Here is a 23,557-nt window from a genome sequence, read left to right as displayed (position 1 = left end):
TTGTTAAAATAGGGAGGTAGAAGAAGTGAATTGGAATGAAAAATATGAATTGTGGAAACAATCACCAAATTTAGATGGTGAGTTAAGAGAATCATTGATGCGAATAGAAAGCAATGAAAAAGAGCTAGAGGAAAGCTTTTATAAAAATTTAGAGTTTGGTACAGGAGGGATGCGTGGAGAAATCGGTGTTGGAACAAATCGAATGAACTTGTTTACAGTCCGTAAGGCATCGGAAGGGCTGGCTAGATACATAGATTCGTGTGGAGATGAAGCGAAGCAACGCGGCGTAGTTATCGCATACGATTCTCGTCATAAATCACCGGAGTTTGCAATGGAAGCCGCAAAAACTTTAGCGACGCATGGTATTCAAACGTATGTGTTTGAAGAGCTTCGACCTACTCCAGAGCTATCATTCGCTGTTCGTTATTTGCATGCATTCTCAGGAATTGTTGTTACAGCGAGTCATAATCCTCCAGAATATAATGGATATAAAGTATATGGGCAAGACGGTGGACAATTACCGCCTAAAGAAGCAGATGAAGTCATTCAATTTGTAAATGAGATTGATAATGAATTAGCGATAGCAGTAGATGATGAACAGGATTTAAAGGATAAAGGACTCATCACAATCATAGGTGAAAAAATTGACAACGCATATATCAATCAGCTAACTACAATCTCAATACATCCACAGTTATCAAATGAAGTTGATGTGAAGGTAGTGTTTACTCCTCTTCATGGCACAGCAAATAGATTAGTACGTAAAGGTCTAGAAGAATTCGGCTATCGTCACGTATCAGTTGTCGAAGAACAGGAACTCCCAGACCCAGATTTTTCTACGGTAACATCTCCAAATCCAGAAGAAAAGAGTGCTTTTTCTCTAGCGATTCGAGATGGGAAAAATATTGATGCAGATATATTAATAGCAACAGACCCTGATGCAGATAGATTAGGTATAGCCGTAAAAGATGACAAAGACGAATATGTTCTATTAACTGGAAATCAAACAGGAGCACTAATATTAGAATACCTTCTGTCACAACGTAAAGAAAAAGGGAGCCTACCATCTAATGGTGTTGTGTTAAAAACAGTGGTTACTTCAGAGCTTGGTAGAACGATTGCAAATGCATATGGTGTGGTAACTATCGACACCTTAACAGGATTTAAGTTTATTGCTGAAAAAATTAAGCAGTACGAGCAATCTGGGCAATATGAATTCCAATTCGGCTATGAGGAAAGCTATGGATATTTAGTTAAAGATTTTGCTCGTGACAAAGACGCGATACAAGCAGCGTTATTAGCGGTTGAAATATGTGCATTTTATAAAAAGCAAGGTAAGACTATGTATGAAGGCTTAACCCAAATTTATGAGAAATACGGTTTCTATCGTGAAGGTTTGGAGTCATTAACACTGAAGGGCAAAGCTGGTGCGGAAACGATACAAACATTATTAGCGAGCTTCCGTAGCAATCCTCCTTCAGAGGTGGCAAATAAAAACGTCGTTAGTATAGAAGATTACTTATCAAGTGAACGTTTGAATATTCATCTAGGTAAAAAAGAAACAATTAAATTACCTAAATCGAACGTATTAAAATATTATTTAGAGGATGGTAGTTGGTTTTGTTTACGCCCATCTGGAACAGAACCTAAGGTCAAGTTTTACTTTGGGGTAAAAGGCGCAACGCTCGATCAGGCTGAAGGTGAATTAACCGCAACGAAGGAAGCTGTTATGACAATGGTACATTCGTTAATTTAAGCTCTTCTCGTAAACATTGTTGGTATCGTTATCTAAATTAGTACTTTAAAAGTGTTTTTATATTGTTAGTCTGCATTGTATAGAAGAACTCTAGTTGAGTACGTGTATATTTCTTAATACGAAAAACAACAATCAATGCGAAAACAGCGGTTAATTTAAAATAATCAAAGGCTCGTAAACTATGTTGTTATTGAGTCTAATATAGAACAGCAATAAATAATGTATTGCAATTGACCTCATTGTATATGAGAAAAAAACAATAGTTCTTGGTTTATATGCATTTATTTCTTAGTACGAAAAGCAACACTCAATGCGAAAACACCATAATAATGAATGAGAAGCTTGGAGGATATTTTATAAATCCAAGCTTCTTACCATATAGAAGAAATAGTTATTTCAACAAAACTCGAACAGTTATATGTTGTCGCTATTCGATTTTAACTTTTTAAAAGGTTCTATGCTGAAAAAAAGATGCCCCGAAATCTAGTTGTATACGTATTTATTTTTTAGTATGATAAACAACACTTTATACGAAAAATGCCTATTACGAAAAGCAACAATTAATGTAAAGAGAGCCTTCTTAAAACGAAAGGTTATTTTGGTTGTATTGTATTGCATTGCATATGAAAAGAAACCACGAATGCTAGTTGTGAACGTGTTGATTTCTTACAATAAAAACTACAATTAGCGCGAGAAATTATGTCACTATGTACATACGTCTTAGTATTAAAAAAACACCATTGATACGAATACAGTCTTGGATATTTGACAATAGCGATTTATTAGATCGCTTGTGTTATGTAAGAAACTAATCCTGTAAGCGGTAATCACATATATAGTTTTAGAACCAAAGATGATCACATGGACTACATAATAGAGGGATGTGTAGTACATAATTAGTTGGAGGTATATAAATGAAGCCTTATACCATAGGGGTAGACATTGGTACAACAAGTACAAAAGCAGTGATATTTAATGAAAACATGCAAGTGATTTATCGTAGTAATTATGAGTATCCATTATACACTGAAACACCGGATGCTGCTGAACAAGACCCTGATGAAATATTTCATGCAGTACTACAAACGATTCGTACATGTGTCAATGAAGCAAAAGTAGATTCAACTCAAATTAGGTTTGTGTCATTTAGTTCGGCTATGCATAGTTTACTCATTGTAGATGAGTACGGAAACCCACTTACACGTTCTATTACATGGGCAGATAATCGTAGTGAAGCATGGGCACATACAATAACAAGTGATCATAAAGGTCATGATATTTATCGCAGAACTGGAACGCCTATTCATCCTATGTCACCACTAGTAAAAATGAAATGGTTGCAAGAGGAACATACACATTTGTTTCAGCAAGCATACAAGTTTATTTCTATAAAAGAATATGTTTTTTTCCGCTTGTTCGGTATTTACGCTATTGATTATTCTATCGCTTCTGCGACGGGGTTATTTAATTTGAAAAATCTGGATTGGGATCATGAAGTGTTATCGTTACTAGATATTTCCCGTTCTCAATTGTCTGAAATTGTTTCAACAACCGAGTCGTTTACTGGTATGAAGAAAGACTATGCCCAAATGATGTGTTTACAGCCAGATACACCGTTCGTAATAGGTGCTAGTGATGGCGTTTTATCTAACCTTGGTGTAGACGCTATTGAGCCTGGTGTTGTTGCATTAACAATCGGTACGAGTGGTGCGATTAGAACCGTTATAGATGGACCTATTACAGACCCAAAAGGTCGGTTTTTTTGTTATGCTTTAACAGAGAACCACTGGGTAATCGGGGGAGCTGTAAACAACGGTGGTATGATTTATCAATGGGTACGAAATGAATTAGCCAATTTGGAAGTGGAGGCTGATGAACTAAGTGGGCAAGACCCTTATGAAGCATTATCCTTAATTGCAGCTAAGTCTGCTCCTGGTTCCGCAGGTCTCATTTTTCATCCTTATTTAAGTGGTGAAAGGGCACCTCTTTGGAACGGAAATGCACGAGGTTCTTTTATTGGCTTAGGGCTCCATCATAAAAAGGAGCATATGATTCGTTCAGTATTAGAGGGAATAACTATGAATTTATACACTGTGTTATTATCTTTAGAAGAACAAATAGGTAAGCCTACACGAATTCATGCGACCGGAGGGTTTACACGTTCCTCCCTATGGGTACAAATATTAGCAGATGTTTTTCAGATGGAAATTCGTATACCAGATAGCTATGAAAGCTCATGTCTTGGAGCAGTAGTTTTAGGTATGTATGGGCGCGGTGAGATTGATTCATTAAATGCTGTTAAAGGAATGATCGGGACGACAAATCATTATCATCCGAATTTACAGGCTAGTAGAGCATACGAAGAATTACTCCCCGTTTTTATTAGGATTCCTCAAATACTTGCTAATGAGTACGATGTTCTTGCAAGTTTTCAAAGAAAGCATACGTTGGGTAAGTAGAGGGATTCTCGTTGTCAAATGACTGAACTGGAGTTGAGCATAATGGAAAAAATAAAACTTAGCGAAACATTACAAGTATCGAGAATTGTACTCGGACTATGGCGGTTATCTGAATGGAATATGGAAAAAGAAGAGATTTTACACTTAATGGAAGAATGTAAGGAACTTGGTATTACAACGTTTGATCACGCTGATATTTATGGTGATTATACATGTGAAGCATTATTTGGAGAAGCTCTAGCTTTAAAACCAGCACTTAGAAGGGATATACAAATTATAACAAAGTGTGGCATAAAACTTGTGTCAAAAAATCGACCTGATCATAAAATTAAATACTATGATACGAGCAAGAAGCATATTATTCATTCTGTTGAAAATTCTCTGCGTAATTTTCGTACAGATTATGTTGATTTACTATTAATACATAGACCCGATCCATTAATGAATCCTGCAGAAGTTGCTGAAGCTTTTGCTCAATTAAAAGCGGAAGGGAAAGTCCTTAACTTTGGTGTCTCTAATTTCAGCCCATCTCAGTTCCATTTACTAAACTCGTATTTAAATTTTCCACTCGTTACAAATCAAGTTGAGCTTTCTGTAAGTAACTTGTCTCAATTTGTAAATGGTTGTATTGAGCAATGTCAAGAAAGAAACATCCCTCCGATGGCGTGGTCTCCACTAGCAAGGGGAGAAATATTTTATTCTGAAAATGAAAAAGAGGTTCGATTACGAGAAACTCTTCATAAGATAAAAGGTGAACTAAATATAGACTCAATTGATCAAGTGATGTATGCATGGCTGTTAAATCATCCGGCGAACATTATTCCAATCGTCGGTTCAGGAAAAGTGTCAAGAATACGTAAAGCAGTAGATGCGCTAAACATCCACATGACGAGAGAGCAGTGGTTCGAAGTTTGGCAAAGCTCAGTCGGAAAAGAAGTAGATTAGTCAATTAAAGAATATAGACAAAATAATTAACATTCAAAGGGGTGGAGGTATGGGACTATTAGACGGCATAATGGGAAATGCTTCAGAAGCCGATATACAATCTACAGAAAGAGAATTGAAAACGATTATTACAACAGACGAAAAAGTTGAAAAGGCTTTTAAGCTTATAAGAGACTCTATTGTTTTTACAAATCAGCGTCTCATTTTAATTGATAAGCAAGGAGTAACAGGGAAGAAAACAGAATTTCATTCAATCCCATACAAAAGTGTAACTCATTTTAGTGTGGAAACAGCTGGTACATTCGATATCGATTCAGAATTGAAAATATGGATCTCAGGTTCAAGCCAACCAATTTCAAAGCAATTTAAAAAAGACAAAAACATTTATGATATTCAAAAGGCTTTAGCCACATATGTTATGAAATAACTAGCATAAAAGTAAATGAGGGGCTCAAATTTATAGAGCTTCTTTTTTACGACTAAAGAAGTAAGGGTATTTACGACTAATTTCTATCGATCCAGCAGTTGTTCATTGCTATAATTAGTAATAACTTTAGCTAGTCATTATAAGGGGATGAGGTGAGTGAACATTGACAGATGAACAGCGAATTCAAGAATTACATACACTTAAAACAATTGCTGAAACGTTAAATCAAGCTAATGATTTGTATCTCATGTTGGCTGATGTTTTAAAAGAGCTCCTTCAAGTAACGGGCCTCGATACTGGATGGATATTCTTTATAGATGAGAAAGAAAATTTTCAGCTCGTTGCAGATTATAATCTTCCACCTGGTTTAGTGTGGAAGAAGAAAAAGCCAATGTGTGAAGGTGGGTGCTGGTGCTTAGATCGTTATAATGATGGCCGACTTCAAAGAGCAGCAAATATTATTAATTGTAAACGAATTGAAGATGCAATTGAATATGACTGGGGTGACACTGAAGGGATTACGCATCATGCTACAGTACCTTTACGAGCAGGTGAGGAAAAATTTGGGCTGCTTAACATCGCTTCCCCATATAAAACTCATTTTACAGATGAAGAACTAGCTTTACTCGAAGCCGTGGCTTATCAAATAGGCTCAGCAATTAAACGTATTAAGCTTGTTGAAAAAGAGCAACAAGTTGCACTTATTGATGAGCGGAACCGTCTAGCGCGAGATTTACATGATTCAGTTAATCAACTTCTTTTTTCTTTACAATTAACTGCTCGTGGAACAAAGGAAATGACAGATGACCTGAAAGTGCAAGAAATGCTTACATATATGCAGGAAGTATCGCATGAAGCATTGCAGGAAATGCGTGCTTTAATTTGGCAATTGCGTCCACAAGGATTAGAGAATGGTATTGGTAGCGCTTTATGTGATTATGGTAAGGTACTAGGTTTAACGGTTTGTATTGATGTAAAAGGGATTATAGATTTACCGAATCATGTTGAAGAATGTTTATGGAGGATCGGCCAAGAAGCCTTAAATAATATTAAGAAACACGCAGGCACAAAAAACGCTACAATTGAATTAGAAATAACGAAAAAACAGGTAAAGCTAATGATTGTAGATAAAGGTTGTGGTTTTCAATACAACCCTAGACTAGAAATGCCTTCGCTAGGACTAGCAGGTATGAAGGAACGTATTGAGATGCAGAATGGGAGCTTAGGCATTCAAAGTGAGATTGGCAAAGGCACCAAGGTTGAAGTGACCGTACCTTTGTAGCTATCTAAAGACTCGTTATGTTGAGAATCTAATTTTGGAAGACTACGTCTAATTCAATAACTGAAAATATAATAAGGGGGAGAGGAAATGTCAATTAAAGTACTTATAGCTGACGATCACCATGTTGTACGGAGAGGATTATTATTTTTTCTTAAAACACAAAGTGACATCGAAGTTGTTGCTGAGGCAACAAATGGTCAAGAAGCGGTTAATCTTACACAAGAACATCAACCAGATGTTGTCGTTATGGACTTAATTATGCCTATTATGGATGGGATTGAGGCGACTAAAGCTATTAAAGATAAACATCCGAAAATAGCAATATTAATGCTTACAAGCTTCTCTGATCAAGATCATGTAATTCCAGCTCTACGAGCAGGTGCAAATGGCTATCAATTGAAAGATGTTGAACCTGATGAGTTAGTTAATTCAATAAGAGCTGTATATCGTGGAGAGAGTCAGTTACATCCAAAAGTGACTTCTCATGTCATGTCTCATGTTCAAAGTGGGGGTCAAGAAGAAGAGAATTTGATTGACCAATTAACAAATCGTGAGAAGGAAGTTCTCTCTGAAATTGCTAATGGGAAAAGTAATAAAGAAATAGCAGCAACTTTGTACATCACTGAAAAAACGGTCAAAACACATGTTTCAAACATTTTAGCAAAGCTTGAGTTAAGCGATCGGACACAAGCGGCGCTGTATGCAGTAAAGCGTGGTATTTGATACCACCTAGTAGACAAGCTTCGTCTGGTCATAATTTTATAAGACTATAGTCGTAGAATGATTTGTATTTCGTCAGTCAATATGAGTAGAGAATGTTCAATAAAAACACTGATTTAATCTTCTGAAGTGCTAGTTATACTATATATAACAACAGGCTCTTTTTATAACTTTGTTGCTTAGCTTCTACACTAGAAGATAGAGATGTCGTTTTACTCAACAGCCGTCGTTATTATATAAGTAAAGGTTATGAATTCTAGTTGTATACGTTGTATTTTTTAGTACAAAAAATAACAATCTAAGCGAAAACAGCCTAATAAAAAACAACATCATAAAAATGTCTAAAAATAACAAATGAAGGAGAATAATTTTATGAATATTGTAGTTATTAATGGAAGTCCAAGAAAATCTGGTAGAACAGGGGTTGCAGCAAGATTTATTTCAAAGGAATATAAAGCACAGTTAGTTGATCTAAGCGATGGCACTTTGCCACTATATAACGGTGAGAGTGAACAGGACACAATTGATGCAGTACAACAACTTAAAAACACTATAAAAAATGCAGATGGAATCGTGTTAAGCTCACCTGAATACCACAGTGCGATGAGTGGGGCCTTAAAAAATGCGCTAGACTTTTTAGGTGGAGAATACTTCCGTCATAAACCAGTTGCTTTATTAGCGGTTGCCGGAGGCGGAAAAGGTGGTATGAATGCATTAACTAATATGAGAACGACTGCCCGCGGGGTATACGCAAATGTAATTCCTAAACAGCTTGTATTAGACCCAGTTTACTTTGATCTAGAAAATGATGCGCTTACTGATGAAGGTAGCCAATTAGTTGATGGATTAATGACTGAACTACAGTTATATGTAAAAGCTTATGGGCAAGTGAATTCATTTTAAAAATTTTTGTTTAAAAACGAGAACTAACATCTGTTCTCTCCATACGACTAAACCGAAAGGAGGGACTGAATGAGCACACTTTTTCAAGATCAACGTTTATATAAAATCTTATCAGCTAATATATTTTCTTCTATTGGAACCGGAGTGACAATGATTGCCATTCCTTGGCTATTAGTAACAGAAAAAGGTGGAGCAGTCATATTGGGTTTTGCAACAATTTGTATGACCATTGCCCAATTTATACTAGCCCCATATATCGGATATATGATTGATAAGCTCTCAAGAAGAGCAATTTTAATTGTCGGTGAAGTGATTGGTTCAATCATAATCAGTTTATTTGCGATATATGGAATTGTGAATGGCAATGATTATGACCTATGGATGTTAATTGTATTATTTGCAATGGGTGGGCTTTATTATTCATTGTTTTATCCTACAATGTTTGCCTTTAATCAAGAAATCTTTACTAAAGAGCAATATAAATCATTAAATGGTGTCATGGAAATTCAAGGGCAGTTGTCAACGGTAATTGCTGGAGGGATTGCTACAATACTTATTAGTAGAGTGGATTTGTCGCTAATTTTATTACTTGATGCAATGACTTATGGTGGTGCAGCTCTAATGTTTTATTTAATACCATACAAAAGAGCTCAAGAGTCTGGTCAAAGTAATGACTCTCTATTGTATAAGCTTGCAGAAGGATATCATTATATGAAGAAATCTCCTATGTTGTTCTTGTTCTTTCTTGCATCATTTATGCCCTTCATTGGTGTGATGGTATCAAATTATTTGAATCCAATATATATAGCAAATGTCTTAGAAGCTGACGCGTCAGCATATGGAACATCGGGAATGATATATGGAGTTGGTGCAATTGTTGCTGGAATTTTCATACCTTTATTCGCAAAGAAAATAGGTAATGAACGATCTATCGTAACTACTGTATGTATATATTCGATAGCAATTACCATGTTAGCTATTTTTCCATACTTATGGGTGTTTTATATAGTGAAACTATTTACTGCCTTTGGGAACGCCGGTACTCGAGTAGCAAGGAACTCTCTACTTATGGAGTTAATTCCAAATGACAAAATTGGTCGTGTAGACAGTTTGTTTCGTGTAATAGGTTTAGGTATAAGAATTGTCTTGCTTATTGTTTTTACTAGAATCATTTCAGATACATCTGCAATCATACCATTTGGAATATTATCTGTAGTATTACTTGTTGCAGCTATGACTGTTATCATCACGTATGTTATTCTTTTCGATAGTCGAAGTCGATTAAATAAATCATCAGAATATATGTAATAAATACAAAGGGTGGAGCTCAAAATAAGGCTCAACCCTTTTGTTAATATAATTAAATTTATTACCAATAATCTTCAATGTCCTCTTGACTAGATGTGATCGCATGATCAACATATCTAAGAAGGGAGTACAGATTATTCTCAACAGCTGTATAATCTTTTGAAAAATTATAAGCATGTAGGAAGTGTTCAATTTTTTTTGATAAAAATTGGTCCTTTGTTCGGACCATCAGTATTAACAAGTTATCCCACTGCGAGCGATGTGTATAGTATAACGCCCTATCGTAATCCACGATGTTCATTGAGATCACCCTCCTATTCGGAGTTAACATTAGTATGTTTTACTTAATGAAATAATTTTCGCTGTAAATGTTGGACGATAATTTTAAAATAAGGGTGAAACTCAATTACCATCATTTATTGGACAACATTTATATATGTAGTGGCAAAAATAAATATAAATAAAAGTGTGGAAAAGAGGGTATCACAGAAGATGGTGCGATAGTTTACCTTTTCGAAAAAGTTAATTTCCTCCATACAGTTTTAATGAGGTTCGTTATTTTTTGAATACGTTCTATCTAACCGATTTCAATTCGTTATTTAAGTAATTTTTATTTTTAAATGGTGAGCTTTCATCATTTCGTCATAACACTCATACATTGTTGGTAAGAAGAGACAGGGGGAGTGAGTGGCAAATGAATGAAGGTGCACGTAAAGAATTGGAATATGCCATTGATGAAATTACAGAAATTGCAAAGGGTTTCGGCTTAGATTTTTATCCGATGCGGTATGAAATTTGTCCTGCAGATATTATATATACTTTTGGAGCATATGGGATGCCAACTCGTTTTTCGCATTGGAGCTTCGGAAAGCAATTTTATAAAATGAAAATTCATTATGACTTAGGGTTAAGTAAAATATATGAGTTAGTTATCAATTCAGATCCGTGTTATGCTTTTTTACTTGATACAAATTCACTTATACAAAATAAATTGATCGTTGCCCACGTATTAGCGCATTGCGACTTTTTCAAAAATAATGTCCGTTTTAGCAATACAAAAAGAGATATGGTAGAGAGTATGGCTGCCACAGCTGATAGGGTTAAATATTACGAATTAATTCATGGAAGGAAAGAAATAGAAAAATTTCTTGATGCGGTTCTTTCTATACAAGAACATATCGATCCATCACTCATGCGTCCTAAGCTAGCATGGCATTATGATAATGATAATCTAGAGGATAATATTCAGAAGCAACGAACACCTTATGATGATTTATGGACTTTGGATGAAAAGGACAAAAATAAGCCGCTTAATAACAAAAAGAAGAAAAAATTTCCTCCTAGCCCTGAAAAAGATATTATGCTTTTTATAGAAGAATACAGCCGAGAGCTAGAAGAATGGCAACGAGATATTTTAACGATGATGCGAGAGGAAATGCTATACTTTTGGCCACAATTAGAGACCAAAATCATGAACGAAGGCTGGGCATCGTTCTGGCATCAGCGCATATTAAGGGAGTTAGATTTATCGAGTGATGAATCAATTGAATTTGCCAAATTAAACGCTGGTGTAGTTCAGCCTTCAAGAACGAGCATTAACCCATATTATCTTGGGTTAAAAATATTTGAAGACATTGAGGAGCGTTACAATAATCCTACAGAAGAAATGATTGAACACGGTGCCAAACCACATTCAGGGCGTGAAAAAATGTTTGAAGTAAGAGAAATAGAATCAGATATATCTTTCCTACGTAATTATTTAACGAAGGATCTCGTTTTCCGCGAGGATATGTATTTGTTTCAGAAGCAAGGGAAGGATTATAAAATCGTTGATAAAGATTGGGAGAATGTACGTGACCAACTTATTAATATGCGAGTAAATGGAGGATTTCCGTACATTACCGTTAATGATGGGGACTATTTAAAAAATGGAGAGCTTTACTTAAAGCACTGGTATGAAGGAATCGAACTTGATTTAAAATATTTAGAGAAAGTGCTTCCTTTTATTTATCAGCTATGGGGCAGAGCAGTTCATATAGAGACAGTCATCGAAAATAAAAACATTTTATTTACGTATGAAGGAAAAAATGTTCACCGAAAGTATATGTAATAAGGTTAAGCATAATTAAGAGCATGATGGGTCGGATCATCTATACTTGAATCTATATTCCCTATTCAGGGGTCAAAGCAGAGGGTCGGACCCTTACGTATTAAGTATATAACGGTTCACATAAGTGTCATAAATAGTAAGTTTTTCAATGGATAACATATAGTAAGATATAGCGTAAGGAGTTATTTTTTTTCACTTTGTTTGTGAATAATATCACAAACTTTCGAATAGTATTATTCAATTATTGGGATTTTGATATGGAGGCTATGTGAAATGGGAAATTGTAACTGTAACCATAATCATGAAACGATGAAAGCAGCAGTAGTAAAAGAATTTAAGAAGGAGTTATCGGTAGAATGTGTTGAAAAACCGAAGGCTTCAAACGGACAAATATTAGTGAAAATAAAAGCTTGTGGTGTGTGCCATACTGATTTACACGCAGCTCATGGTGATTGGAAAGTAAGGCCCAAGCTACCATTGATCCCTGGTCATGAAGGAGTGGGAGAGGTTGTAGAGGTTGGCGAAGGTGTTACACACCTCAACGTTGGAGATAGAGTAGGTGTACCTTGGTTATATTCAGCTTGTGGACAATGTGAATATTGCTTAACAGGAAGAGAAACCTTATGTCTTAACCAGCATAATGCTGGGTATTCTATCGATGGTGGATATGCAGAATATTGTTTAGCAGCTGCTGATTATGTAGTTAAGGTACCAGAAAATTTAGGCTACGTAGAAGCTGCACCAATTTTTTGTGCTGGTGTGACAACATATAAGGCGTTAAAAGTTGGTGAAGCTAAGCCAGGTGATTGGGTTGCTATCTATGGTATAGGTGGATTAGGACATGTAGCCGTACAATATGCTAAAGCAATGGGATTCAAAGTAGTGGCTGTAGATACATTTAGTGAAAAATTAGATCTTGCTAAAGAGCTTGGAGCAGATGATACGGTTAACCCACTTGATGAAGATTCTGCAGAATACATCCAAAGGGAGTTCGGTGGCGTTCAAGCATCGGTTTGTACAGCAGTTTCAAAAAAAGCATTTGATGAAGCTTATCGTGCAGTAAAACGCGGTGGAAAATGTGTTGCAGTTGGACTACCTCCTGAAATGATTGAAATACCAATATTTGATACAGTTTTAAATGCTGTTAGTGTAGTAGGATCGATTGTTGGGACTAGAAAGGACTTACAAGAGGCTTTACAATTTGCTGCAGATGGAAAAGTGAAAACAACGGTCACGAAAGCTAAGTTAGAAGATATTAACGAAATATTTGCTGATCTTGAAGCGGGCAAAATTAACGGACGAGTTGTTATGGAAATATAAAAAGGCTCTTTTAGTAAACTTTTTATTTGTTGCTATTGTTATCCAATTAGTACCAAAAAAAGTGGTTCAACATGGTTAGTCATTGTTGTACAAAAGAAAAGATGCCACGAACTCTAGTTGAGTACGTGTTTGGTTCTTAGTACGAAAAGCAACAATTAATGCGAAAATAGCCTATAAAGTAGAAGAAAGCTCAAAAGCAAAAATTGCTTTTGAGCTTTACTATATTTATAAGGTTGCTTCAGCTGCATCAACGGTATGTTTTAATAACATTGAAATAGTTACAGGTCCAACGCCTCCTGGAACTGGTGTGATTGCACTAGCATATTGTAAACAGCTATCATAATCTGCATCACCAACATTTCCTTTGTTGTAACCCGCATCAAGCACGACAGCACCTTCTTTAAGCCATTCGCCTTTAATAAAATTAGGTTTGCCAACTGCAGCAACGACAATATCTGCTTGTTTAATAATATCTGCTAAATTTTGTGTTTTTGAATGACATGTCGTTACAGTCGCATTCCTGTTGAGCAGCATCATTGACACTGGTTTTCCTAATATAGGGCTTCGTCCAACAACAACGGCATGTTTACCTTCAATTGGCAAGGAATAAAAATCAATAATTTCTAAAATAGCTGCAGGTGTACAAGAAGGATATTTTCCAAAGCCAAACGATGTTTGTCCAAAACCGAGACTAGTAACACCATCTACATCTTTTTCAATATCAATTGCTTCAAAGGCAGCCCGTTCATCTATTTGGCTTGGCACTGGGTGCTGCAATAAGATGCCATGTGTAGAAGGATCATTATTAAGCTCCTGAATGATTTGTAATAGTTCTTCAGTTTGAGTTTCTTTTGGTAGATGAATGCGTTTTGAGAAAATGCCTAACCGGTCGCACGCATTCCCTTTCATTTTTACATAAGTGGCAGAAGAAGGATCATCTCCAACTAAAATTGTAGCTAAACAAGGATTAACGCCTCGCTCTTTTAATGCAGATACACGCATTGTTAAGCTGTCTTTTACAGAATTGGCAACCTTAGTTCCATCTAAAATCAATTTTTCTTCCAACTTTATCCCTCCTATATTATATACAAAGAGGCTGGAGAAAACGTAATAGTGCTTAATAGTCTAATATTTTCATGTATTCCTGTTTATTAAGAAGAGCCTAATTTGTTTTAATGTATGGTTCCTACATTCATATCAATAAAAACTCCTAGACTAAATTTGGCACATACGCTGATCCAGATGCCTCTGCCCAGACGACACGGCAATTTCTTTTACAGCTCCCTCGTGGTTCATTCCACAATTGTCGTCAGTAACTGTAAAGAATAACGGCTCTTTTTCGTAAACTTTGTTGCTAATGTAAAAACAGTATGCTGAGGATATCATATAGCTTTCAAGTAATTAATTAAATGAATAGGCTCCATATACGCTCGTTAATATACTGTATTTTCTTTGTACAAGAAGCAACAGTCAATGCAAGATATGATAGACCATGTTCATTGTATAATAAATCACGAACAATATCTACAAAATCATATCCTAATGTTCAGTTTTTTTATGTGTAAATCAAATTAATGTCACATTTCACGAACCCATTGTGAGATTTTGTTGGTCAAGTCTTGAGAAGTGTCTGAATTTGTATGGGATTTGAGTGAAGAATAAAGTATGCTTTTAAGCGTTTCAGCGTCCTGTTCATAATCAACTTTGAAAGACCACTCAATAATGGGAATAGCGATAATAGTATACTCTTCTTTTTTATTTTCGTATAAGTATATTTTTTCTTGTTGGTTATTGATTATAGCTTTGCGAATTTTCATCTTCATCATCCTTATTATCTATAATGTATGTTTTAGTAAATTGTAGCCTGCTCTATGTACAAATCTGTTGTTGCTATCATTATGCACAACGGAAGCAGCTCTTCTATACATTTATTTTTGATGAATTTCTATGATTTGTAAAGTCTGTATTAATGAATTTCATAAAAAACGAAATAAATGAATGCGTTTTCAATTATGTGAATAGGTGTGGCAGTTTTGTGAAATAAATGTGAAGTTTTATTTTGAAATTGTCAAAAAGTATCTTGTAGTGATGTTAATTAATGTGAGATTTATCACATTTTTCAATTATTTAAAATGGTACTTTTATTATGATAGTAATGTTTTTAAGATCTTTGCTCAAGGAGGGGGGATCATTCTGAAAGGTATGAATCTGCTAAAAACATTAATAGGTGGTCTAGCTGCTTACGAATTACTTTCACTTATGAAAGGTGGAAACAAAACTGTTCTTCGTCCTCCTGGAGCAGCTGAAGAAGATGAATTTTTAGCACTATGTGTACGTTGTGGAAAGTGTAATCAAGCATGTCCGTATGACAGCATTAAGATGGGTACTGAGGCGCATGGTTTCGGCTTAGGTACACCATTTATTGAAGCTAGAGAAAATCCTTGTAGATTATGTGAAGATTTCCCTTGTGTTGAGGTTTGTCCTACAACTGCTTTATCTGGAATTAACCAAGTTGAAGACGTTCAAATGGGAACAGCAATCATTGATCCCGAGCATTGTATCGCTTATGAGGGGATGCGTTGTGAAGTATGTTATCGCGAATGTCCGCTTATTGATGAAGCGATTAAATTAGATATTTACCTAAAACCCGGTGACGATATTCATGCAGTGTTCGCCCCAATCATTGATGTCGATAAATGTGTAGGATGTGGGATTTGTGAACAAAGATGTGTTGTTGACAATCCTGTTGCAATTCGTGTGAAGCCACGAGAAGTAAGAGGATTGTTTTAGCTTTTATAAAAAGAAACAGAATTTGTAATGGGGGAGGAGTTATTTAATGGAGTTAACACGCAGATCTTTATTAAAAGCAACTGCAGTTTCCGCAACATTAGCAGTTGCAGGCTGTAAAAAGGATGAAGCGACAACACCAGTAGAACCACAAAATGATCCTGTCGTACAGGAAATGTCTAACGTTGAACCTGATGAATGGAAATCAACGGTATGTCGCTTCTGTGGGACTGGTTGTGGAGTACTCGTTGGTGTAAAAGATGGTAAAGTTGTTGCCACAAAAGGTGATCCTGACAACCGTTCGAGTCGTGGCTTAAATTGTATTAAAGGGTATTACGTAGGAAAGATTCTTTTTGGCAAAGATCGCTTAACGAAGCCATTAATTAGAGAAGACAAAAGTAAAAAAGGGACGATGGAAGGTTTTCGAGAGGCATCTTGGGAAGAAGCTTTAGATTTAGTTGCAAATAAATTAAAAGAGAATCACGCTAAAGACCCTAAATCTATTGCCTTTTGGGGATCAGGTCAACAGACGATCACTGAAGGGTATGCATCAGTGAAGTTATGGAAAATAGGATTGTTAAATAATAATATTGATCCAAATGCACGTCTTTGTATGGCAAGTGCAGTTGCTGGATTTATGAAGACATTCCAATCAGATGAACCAATGGGATCTTATCGTGATTTAGATGAAGCTGATGTTTTTGTCACATGGGGAGCAAATATGGCAGAGATGCACCCAGTTCTATATTCTCGTCTAACTGCAAGAAAATTAAGTGGTACGAATGTCAAACATTATGACTTAACAACGAGACCATCCCGTACTTCTGAAACTGCGGAATCCGTACTTGTCTTTAGACCGCAAACGGATTTAGCTATTGCGAATGCTATCGCCAACTATCTCATAGTCAATGATGCGTATGACAAGAAGTTTGTTGAAGAACATTGTCAGTTCAAAGCAGGTACCGAAAACCTTGGTCATACATTCGATGACAATTATGAAGCTACAGAGGTTGGAAAGGTTGCAGGGAAAGACTGGAATATAACATTTGAAGAATATAAACAAATGGTGAGTGAATACACGCTTGAAAAGGCCGCAGAATTATCTGGTGTTCCAGCTGAACAGATTGAAGAATTAGCAAAAGAGTTCGCTGATCCGAATAAAAAAATCATGTCACTTTGGACGATGGGAATGAACCAGCATACAAGAGGGACTTGGATTAACAATTTAGTATACAACCTTCACCTTATGACTGGTAAAATAAGTAAACCTGGTAACGGCCCATTTTCATTAACGGGCCAACCAAGTGCGTGTGGGACAGCTCGGGAGGTTGGTGTATTTGCACATCGTCTACCAGCTGACTTAGAGGTGAAAAAACCGGAACATAGACAATTTAGTGAATTGATTTGGAATCTTCCAAAAGGATACTTAGATCCGATTGAAACACCAGGATATCATACGGTCAAAATGTTCCGAGAATTGGGTAACGGAAATGTTAAGTTTATGTGGAGTATGTCAAACAACTGGGGACAAACGATGCCTAAGCTCAACCGCTTCAGAGGGAATGACCCTGACGGAAAAGGTGTGAAGGATGGATTTATCGTCGTATCTGAAGTTTATCCGACTCGTTCAACTGAGATGGCAGATGTTGTTTTTCCAGCATCCATGTGGGTGGAGAGAGAAGGACAATTTGGTAATGCTGAAAGACGTAGTAATGTTTTTGAAAAATGTACCGAACCGCCAGGTGAGGCAAAATGGGATTTATGGGCAATTGTTCAAGTAGCAAAACGTGTGCTTGAAGGTAAAAAAATAGGTGATAAAGATGCCTTTGATGTTATATTCGGCAATATTTGGGATTATGACAAAAATGATTTACTTGAGGACCAGCATGAAGTAAACAAAATACTTTGGGAAGAGTACCGAATGTTCTCTAATCCACATACGCATGAAAATCCTGAAGTACAGGAGCTCGGCAAGCAATTAAAGACTAAAGCAAAGCAATTAGCACCATATGAAGAGTACTTTAAGCAACACGGTATTTGCTGGCCTGTTCGTGAAGTGAATGGCGAATGGCTCGAAACAAATTGGCGTTATTCGTATGGAAAACAAGAGGATGGTTTTGACCAATACAATATTGAGGAATTCGGTCAACCAGGAAGATATAAAGACATTGATTTTTATAAATCTACTGATCATAGACCTACGGTTTTCTTCCGTCCATTTGAGGATGCATCTGAGATTCCAGATAAAGAGTATCCGTTTTGGTTATGCACTGGTCGCGTGTTGGAGCATTGGCATAGCGGTTCGATGACAAGGCGTGTTCCAGAATTACACCGAGCAGTACCTGAGGCATTTTGTGAAATTCACCCTGAGGATGCAGAAGCATTGGGCATAAAAACAGGTGATATGGTCAAGGTTATTACACGTCGTGGTGAAGTGAAAGTGAAAGCTACGACAAAAGGGCGTGGAAATCCACCTAAAGGTCTTATCTACGTACCATTCTTTGCGGAAGAAACATTAATTAATTTAGCAACACTAGACACATATTGTCCGATTTCTAAACAACCCGACTATAAAAAATGTGCAGTTAAGATTGAAAAGGCTTAGGGGGTGAGCACATGAAAAAAAGAAATTTGTTATTATTTGTAATTTCTGTATTAGTCTTTAGTCTTATTGGTTGTTCAAATGATACTGCAGATCCGGTTCAGCAAACAGAACCAGAAGTAACTGAAGAACCTGTTGTTGAGACAGTCACATTACCACAATTATCATCTGATGACAGAGAAGATGCTGCATCGATGGTTTTACAAGGAGCACCACCAATGCAACCAGATGACCATATTGACAGATGGAACCCTGAGTTACGATATGAAAGCTGTACTGCATGTCATGGAAATGAAGCAACAGGTGCGCCTACACCGCCTGCCGACCATTATGTAGATGACAAAATAGGCAATCCAATCTATAGAGATAACTGTATTCAGTGCCATGCTACACAAAACGATACAAAACCTGCTTTTAACCAACCATAAATGAAAAATATTATATCAATACAACGAGGTATAGGTGGTTGTAAGTTGAAAAACTTTGCTGTCTACGAAAAAACAACAATACAGACAAAATATATCATAAAAAATATGTCATAATTAGTACAACAGGCCTCACAATTTCAATATGCTGTAACTGAGTAAAAATTAATCAGCATATAGATTTTATCTAATGTGAGGTCAGTTTTATTTATTTTTCACAAGATGTATGTGTAAAGGGGGAGATTTTATGGTGATTTCTGGCATCCTTATTGAGACGATTATAGGAAAAGCAAGGGAAGCTGCAACCGAACTTGAAAAAATTTCTGGAGTAGAGGTACATCATATTGAAGCTGAATCAAAGGTAATCATTACTCTAGAGGCAGATACGATTAATGATAGCTACGAAACATCGAAGTTATTTGAGGGAATTGAGGGTGTACTTACGGTATGTCTTGTGTATACAAATTTTGAGGGGCAACAAATCTCTGAGGTAGATGTTTTACAATGAAAGAGAAAATGACTAGGCGCAGTTTCTTTTCACTTAACATCAGTTCTACAATCGGCTTTATAGGGAATTTTATCGCACCACAAATAGAACAAGAGAGAGATTTTATTCGACCTCCAGGTGCAGAAAGTGAATTAGCCTTTTTAACTTCGTGTACTCGTTGTGGTATCTGTAAAGATGTATGTCCAGAAAATACGATATCTCTTTTTTCAATGAAACACGGAGCAAAGCTTACCAACACTCCCTATCTTGATCCTAATGATATTGCATGTACTTTTTGTGAAAAGTGTATTGATCATTGCCCTACAAGCGCGTTAAGTAAAGATGGCTTGATGCAAAACCCTGCCATAGGCAAAGCTGAAATCAAACAACAAAATTGTTTGGCTTTTCGTGAAGTGATGTGTGATTACTGTGTGAGGTCATGTCCTATTGATGGGGCATTAAAGATAATAGATGGGAAACCTACAGTTGATGATAAGCTTTGTAATGGATGCGGACTGTGTGTTTCTAGCTGTATTCAACAGTACAAAGGGATATTTGTAAATACTATATAAGCTTACTTTGGAGGGATCACGTATGTTATCGAATATTGGTGTACCAGGTCTTATCCTTATTCTCATCCTTGCTCTTGTCATATTTGGACCTAACAAGCTTCCGGAATTGGGGAGAGCAGTTGGGTCAACATTAAAAGAATTTAAAAAAGCAACAAAAGAATTAGTTGATGATACAGGCAAAGAAGTGATAGAAGCAAAGCAGGTTATTGAGGAAAGCACAGAGTCAGTAAAACAATAACGCTTTCAAGTACTTAAGGAAGGTCTGTTAATTTTCTAAAAAAATGGGTGTTTTCTAAGTAAACAATAATGTAATTTCAACTAGAGTTCAGATGTCTTCTCATCTTTAAAGTAATGTCAACCGTATAAAACCTTAAATATATATAATGAGAAAAAGGAACCTCATGTGAGGATGAGATGGATGAGATCGAAAAGAAAATCATATCATAAATGGACAGTTGTACGAAGGTTCGTGCAGTTTTCAATTTTATTGTTGTTTCTTTCTCCATTGTTTTTCGTAGAAGTTGAGGGTGATAACTTCTTTTTCGGTTCATTATCATCCTCTAGTTTATTTGGAATTGTTCTATCAGATCCTTTTGCTACACTACAAGTTATGCTTGCTTCAAAAACCTTTCATTTAACTTTTATCGGTAGTGCGTTAATTATTTTGCTGTTTTATGTACTGATCCGTGGGAGAGTATTTTGTAGTTGGGTATGTCCAGTCAATACGATGTTAGATTTCATTGATAAAATTAGGGGAATTATCCAGTTGCCTGATAAACACATGGATAGGCATTTAAAAGTATACTTTGCTGGACTTGTTCTACTATTATCATTCGTAATTAGTGTACCAGTATTTGAGGTTTTTTCACCAATCGGATTTACGATGCGAAACATGTTATTCACTGGTGGGGTTGGTTTTTGGCTATTGCTCTTTATCGTGTTATTTGACCTATTCATTTCTAAAAGAGGCTGGTGTCGATATATTTGTCCTCTTGGTGGCTTCTATCAAGCCATTGGTAGAGTTGGAATGTTTCGTGTGAAATTTGACCATGATTTATGTACGGGCTGTGATCGTTGTCGACAAGTTTGCTTCGCTGATCCAGATATCTTAGAACCTGCAATTAATCGTGAAGAGCAATATGTATCAGCAGGTGATTGTAGCCTTTGTGGCATGTGTGTTGATCACTGTCCAACAAACGCCTTAATAATAGCGATGCGAAAAAGCGATAATCTCAAAAACGAGTATTGGAACGATGAGCGGATAAAAGCATAAAAAATACTATGTTGAAGGATACCTTCCAACAACATAGTATTTTTCTTATCATTGCAACAATTCTCCATCAGTTTTTTCACTTCTTTTTCGGGATGGTAACAGTAATGGTAGTTCCCTCATTTATTTTACTTTGAATGTTAAGCGTGCCGTGATGAAGATCAATTATTTTTTGAGATATTGCAAGTCCAAGGCCTGTTCCTTCTTTGTGGGCATTTGTTTGGTAAAACATTTTCGTAATGTTAGATATTTCTTCTTCCTCAATACCGTTGCCTTCGTCCATTACAGTAACGATTACATTATCATTCGTTTCAGTACATGTAATAGTAATGCTACTGTTTTGTGGAGAATATTTAATCGCATTATCCAGTAAATTAATGAGCACTTGCTTCATACGATTCGGATCGATCTCACTTAATACTTGGGTATCTGAGGTATCGAAGATTATTGAAATATGTTTGTTTGATGCCTTTGCTTTCATTTGAGAAGTTACATCATTAATTAGGCTTGAAAGGTCTGTAGTTGATAAATTTAATCTAATCGAATCTCTGTTATATGCAGAGAAATCTAACAAGTCTTCTACTAAGCCTATTAATCGATCTGTTTCCTTTTGAATTATTGATAGTCCAAGAGTTGTCTCTTCTTTATTTGCTAAGTCCCCAGAGAGCATTGTTTCACTCCACCCTTTAATACTTGTAAGGGGTGTGCGAATTTCGTGGGATACTGAAGATATAAATTCGTTTTTCATTTTATCATTTTTCGTTAATTCTTCAGCCATATAATTAAAGGTCTTTGCTAGTGTACCAATTTCATCAATGTAAGATTCTTCTATTCTACTTTCAAAATTACCTTTCGCAATTTTTTTTGTTGCGCCTGTTAATTCATAGATTGGCTTAGCAATGGAGTTGGCTAAAGTATAACTAATAAGAAAGGTTGCAATCATAACGACAGCACCTATACTAATTGATATCCAATAAATATTTTGAACTGTCCGATCTACTTCTTCTAAGGAAGTAATATAGCGAATCACAGCATAAGGTTCACCTTCATCTATGAGGGGAGTAGAAACAGCGAGCAGTCTTTCATTTGCTACATCGTTATTCATATACCAAGAAATTGTTTTGCCCCTTAATGCCTCTTGTACATCTTTTGTTTTAATAAGCGATTCAATTCCAAAGCCACTTGATGTAGTTAAAACTCTTCCTTCTTCGTTAATGACTTGTAAATCTGCTCCTTCATGTATAAGGTTATCTCGAATAATGGACAAGTTCTGATCCAAATTCTGTTTTGTAATATTCATTTGTCGATTAGCTAAGGAAGCTGAAATTTCTGCATGGTTAATTAATGATTTTTCTATCCCATCATAATAATAAAAGTGAATGATACCGATAAAAATACCTTCAAATAGCGCTACTGTTAATAAAATAACGAGCGTATAATGTATAACAATGCGTCTCTTAATTCCAGTAATCATATTTCTTTATCGCTCCACTGGTATCCGTAACCCCAAACTGTGGATATAAGAGTAGGGTGAGAAGGGTCTTTTTCGATTTTTTGTCGCAGTCTACGAATATTTACATCAACTATTTTTGTATCACCTGGATAATCAAGCCCCCATACTTCATCAAGTAAATCATTGCGATTAAAAGGCTGTTCTTTGTTCTCGATAAGTAGCTTTAATAAAGCAAATTCGGTCGGTGTTAAGTCTATAAGTTGATCTCCTTTTTTAACTTGCTTTTTCTGAGGGAAAAGTTCCATAAATAAATCATTATTAACATTGTTAGATTGCGAAATTTTCTTAGTTAACATGTTAACCCTTCTAATTAACGATTTAATTCGAGCTAATAGTTCTTTCGGACTGAATGGTTTATTGACATAATCATCAGCTCCAGTAATTAAACCTTGTACACGGTCAACTTCTTGAACTTTTGCTGTTAGCATAATGATACCAACACTTTCATTCTGCGCTCTAATATGTTTACAAACCTCAAACCCGTCCATCCCAGGTAACATAATATCTAATAAAATAATAGAAATTTCTGGATGTTCACGAGCGATTGAAAGGCCTTCTTCACCGTTATCTGCTTCAAGGACGTGATATCCTTCTCGTTTTAAATTAATTGTTATAAAGCTCCGAATACTTTCTTCATCTTCTATTACTAATATTGTATACATGTGTCCACC

Annotated in this window: 22 protein-coding genes and 1 riboswitch; of the genes, 17 read left to right on the top strand and 5 right to left on the bottom strand. The window is 36.0% G+C overall.

Annotated features, from left to right (window positions below; translation table 11 throughout):
- The first annotated feature begins 25 nt into the window (after nt 1–25).
- The 8 genes from V1503_RS05885 to V1503_RS05850 all read left to right on the top strand — a co-directional run bounded on the left by V1503_RS05885 (nt 26) and on the right by V1503_RS05850 (nt 9,800).
- Entirely contained in the window at nt 26–1,756 is a 1,731-nt protein-coding gene (locus V1503_RS05885; protein ID WP_410625537.1) for a phospho-sugar mutase, read from the top strand.
- 914 nt (nt 1,757–2,670) lie between these two features.
- Nucleotides 2,671–4,215 carry a gluconokinase gene (gntK, locus tag V1503_RS05880; RefSeq protein ID WP_410625535.1) on the top strand — a complete coding sequence of 515 codons (1,545 nt, stop codon included), beginning with the start codon at nt 2,671–2,673 and terminating at the stop codon, nt 4,213–4,215.
- 42 nt (nt 4,216–4,257) lie between these two features.
- A complete protein-coding gene (locus tag V1503_RS05875; protein ID WP_410625533.1) occupies nt 4,258–5,160 on the top strand; it encodes an aldo/keto reductase in 903 nt (300 codons plus the stop codon).
- A gap of 49 nt (nt 5,161–5,209) precedes the next feature.
- Entirely contained in the window at nt 5,210–5,587 is a 378-nt protein-coding gene (locus V1503_RS05870; protein WP_410625531.1) for a PH domain-containing protein, read from the top strand.
- A gap of 163 nt (nt 5,588–5,750) precedes the next feature.
- Nucleotides 5,751–6,869 carry a GAF domain-containing sensor histidine kinase gene (locus tag V1503_RS05865; protein ID WP_250886732.1) on the top strand — a complete coding sequence of 373 codons (1,119 nt, stop codon included), beginning with the start codon at nt 5,751–5,753 and terminating at the stop codon, nt 6,867–6,869.
- A gap of 87 nt (nt 6,870–6,956) precedes the next feature.
- The gene (locus V1503_RS05860) at nt 6,957–7,592 is read left to right on the top strand and encodes a response regulator (RefSeq protein ID WP_250886731.1); all 636 of its coding nucleotides are present in this window, start codon (nt 6,957–6,959) and stop codon (nt 7,590–7,592) included.
- Nucleotides 7,593–7,961: 369 nt separating this feature from the next.
- Complete coding sequence (locus tag V1503_RS05855; RefSeq protein ID WP_214483587.1) at nt 7,962–8,492, top strand: NADPH-dependent FMN reductase; 531 nt, start codon at nt 7,962–7,964, stop codon at nt 8,490–8,492.
- Between the two features lie 69 nt (nt 8,493–8,561).
- Nucleotides 8,562–9,800, top strand: a complete 1,239-nt coding sequence (locus V1503_RS05850; RefSeq protein ID WP_320258815.1) for an MFS transporter — start codon at nt 8,562–8,564, stop codon at nt 9,798–9,800.
- 61 nt (nt 9,801–9,861) lie between these two features.
- Here V1503_RS05850 and V1503_RS05845 read toward each other — a convergent pair whose 3' ends face one another.
- On the bottom strand, nt 9,862–10,101 hold the full coding sequence (locus V1503_RS05845) for a YhdB family protein (RefSeq protein ID WP_214483585.1): 240 nt from the start codon (nt 10,099–10,101) through the stop codon (nt 9,862–9,864).
- A 393-nt stretch (nt 10,102–10,494) separates the two neighbouring features.
- On the opposite strand from V1503_RS05845, the gene V1503_RS05840 reads away from it, so the two are divergent.
- Together V1503_RS05840 and adhP are read left to right on the top strand one after the other, a co-directional pair.
- Nucleotides 10,495–11,910 carry a SpoVR family protein gene (locus tag V1503_RS05840; RefSeq protein WP_320258814.1) on the top strand — a complete coding sequence of 472 codons (1,416 nt, stop codon included), beginning with the start codon at nt 10,495–10,497 and terminating at the stop codon, nt 11,908–11,910.
- Nucleotides 11,911–12,219: 309 nt separating this feature from the next.
- A complete protein-coding gene (gene adhP, locus V1503_RS05835; protein WP_410629391.1) occupies nt 12,220–13,230 on the top strand; it encodes an alcohol dehydrogenase AdhP in 1,011 nt (336 codons plus the stop codon).
- 225 nt (nt 13,231–13,455) lie between these two features.
- Here the strand turns inward: adhP and V1503_RS05830 are convergent, their stop codons facing one another.
- Complete coding sequence (locus V1503_RS05830) at nt 13,456–14,295, bottom strand: bifunctional 5,10-methylenetetrahydrofolate dehydrogenase/5,10-methenyltetrahydrofolate cyclohydrolase (protein WP_410625526.1); 840 nt, start codon at nt 14,293–14,295, stop codon at nt 13,456–13,458.
- Nucleotides 14,296–14,473: 178 nt separating this feature from the next.
- Nucleotides 14,474–14,557, bottom strand: a riboswitch (ZMP/ZTP riboswitch).
- 250 nt (nt 14,558–14,807) lie between these two features.
- A complete protein-coding gene (locus tag V1503_RS05825; RefSeq protein WP_410625524.1) occupies nt 14,808–15,047 on the bottom strand; it encodes a YueH family protein in 240 nt (79 codons plus the stop codon).
- Nucleotides 15,048–15,432: 385 nt separating this feature from the next.
- Here V1503_RS05825 and V1503_RS05820 point away from each other — a divergent pair, with 385 nt between their 5' ends.
- From V1503_RS05820 to napH, 7 genes are all read left to right on the top strand, one after another.
- A complete protein-coding gene (locus tag V1503_RS05820) occupies nt 15,433–16,020 on the top strand; it encodes a 4Fe-4S dicluster domain-containing protein (protein ID WP_320258811.1) in 588 nt (195 codons plus the stop codon).
- A gap of 46 nt (nt 16,021–16,066) precedes the next feature.
- Nucleotides 16,067–18,622: a nitrate reductase catalytic subunit NapA gene (gene napA / locus V1503_RS05815; RefSeq protein WP_410625522.1), complete on the top strand. Its 2,556-nt coding sequence runs from the start codon at nt 16,067–16,069 to the stop codon at nt 18,620–18,622.
- An 11-nt stretch (nt 18,623–18,633) separates the two neighbouring features.
- Complete coding sequence (locus V1503_RS05810) at nt 18,634–19,047, top strand: nitrate reductase cytochrome c-type subunit (RefSeq protein ID WP_410625520.1); 414 nt, start codon at nt 18,634–18,636, stop codon at nt 19,045–19,047.
- Nucleotides 19,048–19,291: 244 nt separating this feature from the next.
- Nucleotides 19,292–19,552 carry a chaperone NapD gene (locus V1503_RS05805; protein WP_214483579.1) on the top strand — a complete coding sequence of 87 codons (261 nt, stop codon included), beginning with the start codon at nt 19,292–19,294 and terminating at the stop codon, nt 19,550–19,552.
- The gene (locus V1503_RS05800) at nt 19,549–20,103 is read left to right on the top strand and encodes a 4Fe-4S dicluster domain-containing protein (protein ID WP_410625518.1); all 555 of its coding nucleotides are present in this window, start codon (nt 19,549–19,551) and stop codon (nt 20,101–20,103) included. Before V1503_RS05805 ends, V1503_RS05800 begins: the two co-directional genes overlap by 4 nt.
- 22 nt (nt 20,104–20,125) lie before the next feature.
- Nucleotides 20,126–20,341: a twin-arginine translocase TatA/TatE family subunit gene (locus V1503_RS05795; protein WP_214483577.1), complete on the top strand. Its 216-nt coding sequence runs from the start codon at nt 20,126–20,128 to the stop codon at nt 20,339–20,341.
- Between the two features lie 180 nt (nt 20,342–20,521).
- Nucleotides 20,522–21,376: a quinol dehydrogenase ferredoxin subunit NapH gene (gene napH / locus V1503_RS05790; RefSeq protein ID WP_410625515.1), complete on the top strand. Its 855-nt coding sequence runs from the start codon at nt 20,522–20,524 to the stop codon at nt 21,374–21,376.
- A gap of 76 nt (nt 21,377–21,452) precedes the next feature.
- Here the strand turns inward: napH and V1503_RS05785 are convergent, their stop codons facing one another.
- Nucleotides 21,453–22,847, bottom strand: coding sequence for a sensor histidine kinase (locus tag V1503_RS05785; RefSeq protein ID WP_410625513.1), 1,395 nt, complete (start codon nt 22,845–22,847; stop codon nt 21,453–21,455).
- Nucleotides 22,844–23,548, bottom strand: coding sequence for a response regulator transcription factor (locus V1503_RS05780; protein ID WP_410625511.1), 705 nt, complete (start codon nt 23,546–23,548; stop codon nt 22,844–22,846). Before V1503_RS05780 ends, V1503_RS05785 begins: the two co-directional genes overlap by 4 nt.
- Between the last annotated feature and the right edge of the window lie 9 nt (nt 23,549–23,557).

The organism is Nanhaiella sioensis, assembly GCF_046557775.1.
Classification (GTDB): Bacteria; Bacillota; Bacilli; order Bacillales; family SM2101; genus Nanhaiella; species Nanhaiella sioensis.
This window is presented reverse-complemented; position numbering and strand designations above follow the sequence as displayed.

Excerpts from the sequence above, each read along its gene's own strand:
- gntK (WP_410625535.1), top strand. The coding sequence starts at position 2,671 with ATGAAGCCTTATACCATAGGGGTAGACATTGGTACAACAAGTACAAAA.
- V1503_RS05875 (WP_410625533.1), top strand. The coding sequence starts at position 4,258 with ATGGAAAAAATAAAACTTAGCGAAACATTACAAGTATCGAGAATTGTA.
- V1503_RS05870 (WP_410625531.1), top strand. The coding sequence starts at position 5,210 with ATGGGACTATTAGACGGCATAATGGGAAATGCTTCAGAAGCCGATATA.
- V1503_RS05860 (WP_250886731.1), top strand. The coding sequence starts at position 6,957 with ATGTCAATTAAAGTACTTATAGCTGACGATCACCATGTTGTACGGAGA.
- V1503_RS05855 (WP_214483587.1), top strand. The coding sequence starts at position 7,962 with ATGAATATTGTAGTTATTAATGGAAGTCCAAGAAAATCTGGTAGAACA.
- V1503_RS05850 (WP_320258815.1), top strand. The coding sequence starts at position 8,562 with ATGAGCACACTTTTTCAAGATCAACGTTTATATAAAATCTTATCAGCT.
- V1503_RS05845 (WP_214483585.1), bottom strand. The coding sequence starts at position 10,101 with ATGAACATCGTGGATTACGATAGGGCGTTATACTATACACATCGCTCG.
- V1503_RS05840 (WP_320258814.1), top strand. The coding sequence starts at position 10,495 with ATGAATGAAGGTGCACGTAAAGAATTGGAATATGCCATTGATGAAATT.
- adhP (WP_410629391.1), top strand. The coding sequence starts at position 12,220 with ATGAAAGCAGCAGTAGTAAAAGAATTTAAGAAGGAGTTATCGGTAGAA.
- V1503_RS05825 (WP_410625524.1), bottom strand. The coding sequence starts at position 15,047 with ATGAAAATTCGCAAAGCTATAATCAATAACCAACAAGAAAAAATATAC.
- V1503_RS05820 (WP_320258811.1), top strand. The coding sequence starts at position 15,433 with ATGAATCTGCTAAAAACATTAATAGGTGGTCTAGCTGCTTACGAATTA.
- napA (WP_410625522.1), top strand. The coding sequence starts at position 16,067 with ATGGAGTTAACACGCAGATCTTTATTAAAAGCAACTGCAGTTTCCGCA.
- V1503_RS05810 (WP_410625520.1), top strand. The coding sequence starts at position 18,634 with ATGAAAAAAAGAAATTTGTTATTATTTGTAATTTCTGTATTAGTCTTT.
- V1503_RS05805 (WP_214483579.1), top strand. The coding sequence starts at position 19,292 with ATGGTGATTTCTGGCATCCTTATTGAGACGATTATAGGAAAAGCAAGG.
- V1503_RS05800 (WP_410625518.1), top strand. The coding sequence starts at position 19,549 with ATGAAAGAGAAAATGACTAGGCGCAGTTTCTTTTCACTTAACATCAGT.
- V1503_RS05795 (WP_214483577.1), top strand. The coding sequence starts at position 20,126 with ATGTTATCGAATATTGGTGTACCAGGTCTTATCCTTATTCTCATCCTT.
- napH (WP_410625515.1), top strand. The coding sequence starts at position 20,522 with ATGAGATCGAAAAGAAAATCATATCATAAATGGACAGTTGTACGAAGG.
- V1503_RS05785 (WP_410625513.1), bottom strand. The coding sequence starts at position 22,847 with ATGATTACTGGAATTAAGAGACGCATTGTTATACATTATACGCTCGTT.
- V1503_RS05780 (WP_410625511.1), bottom strand. The coding sequence starts at position 23,548 with ATGTATACAATATTAGTAATAGAAGATGAAGAAAGTATTCGGAGCTTT.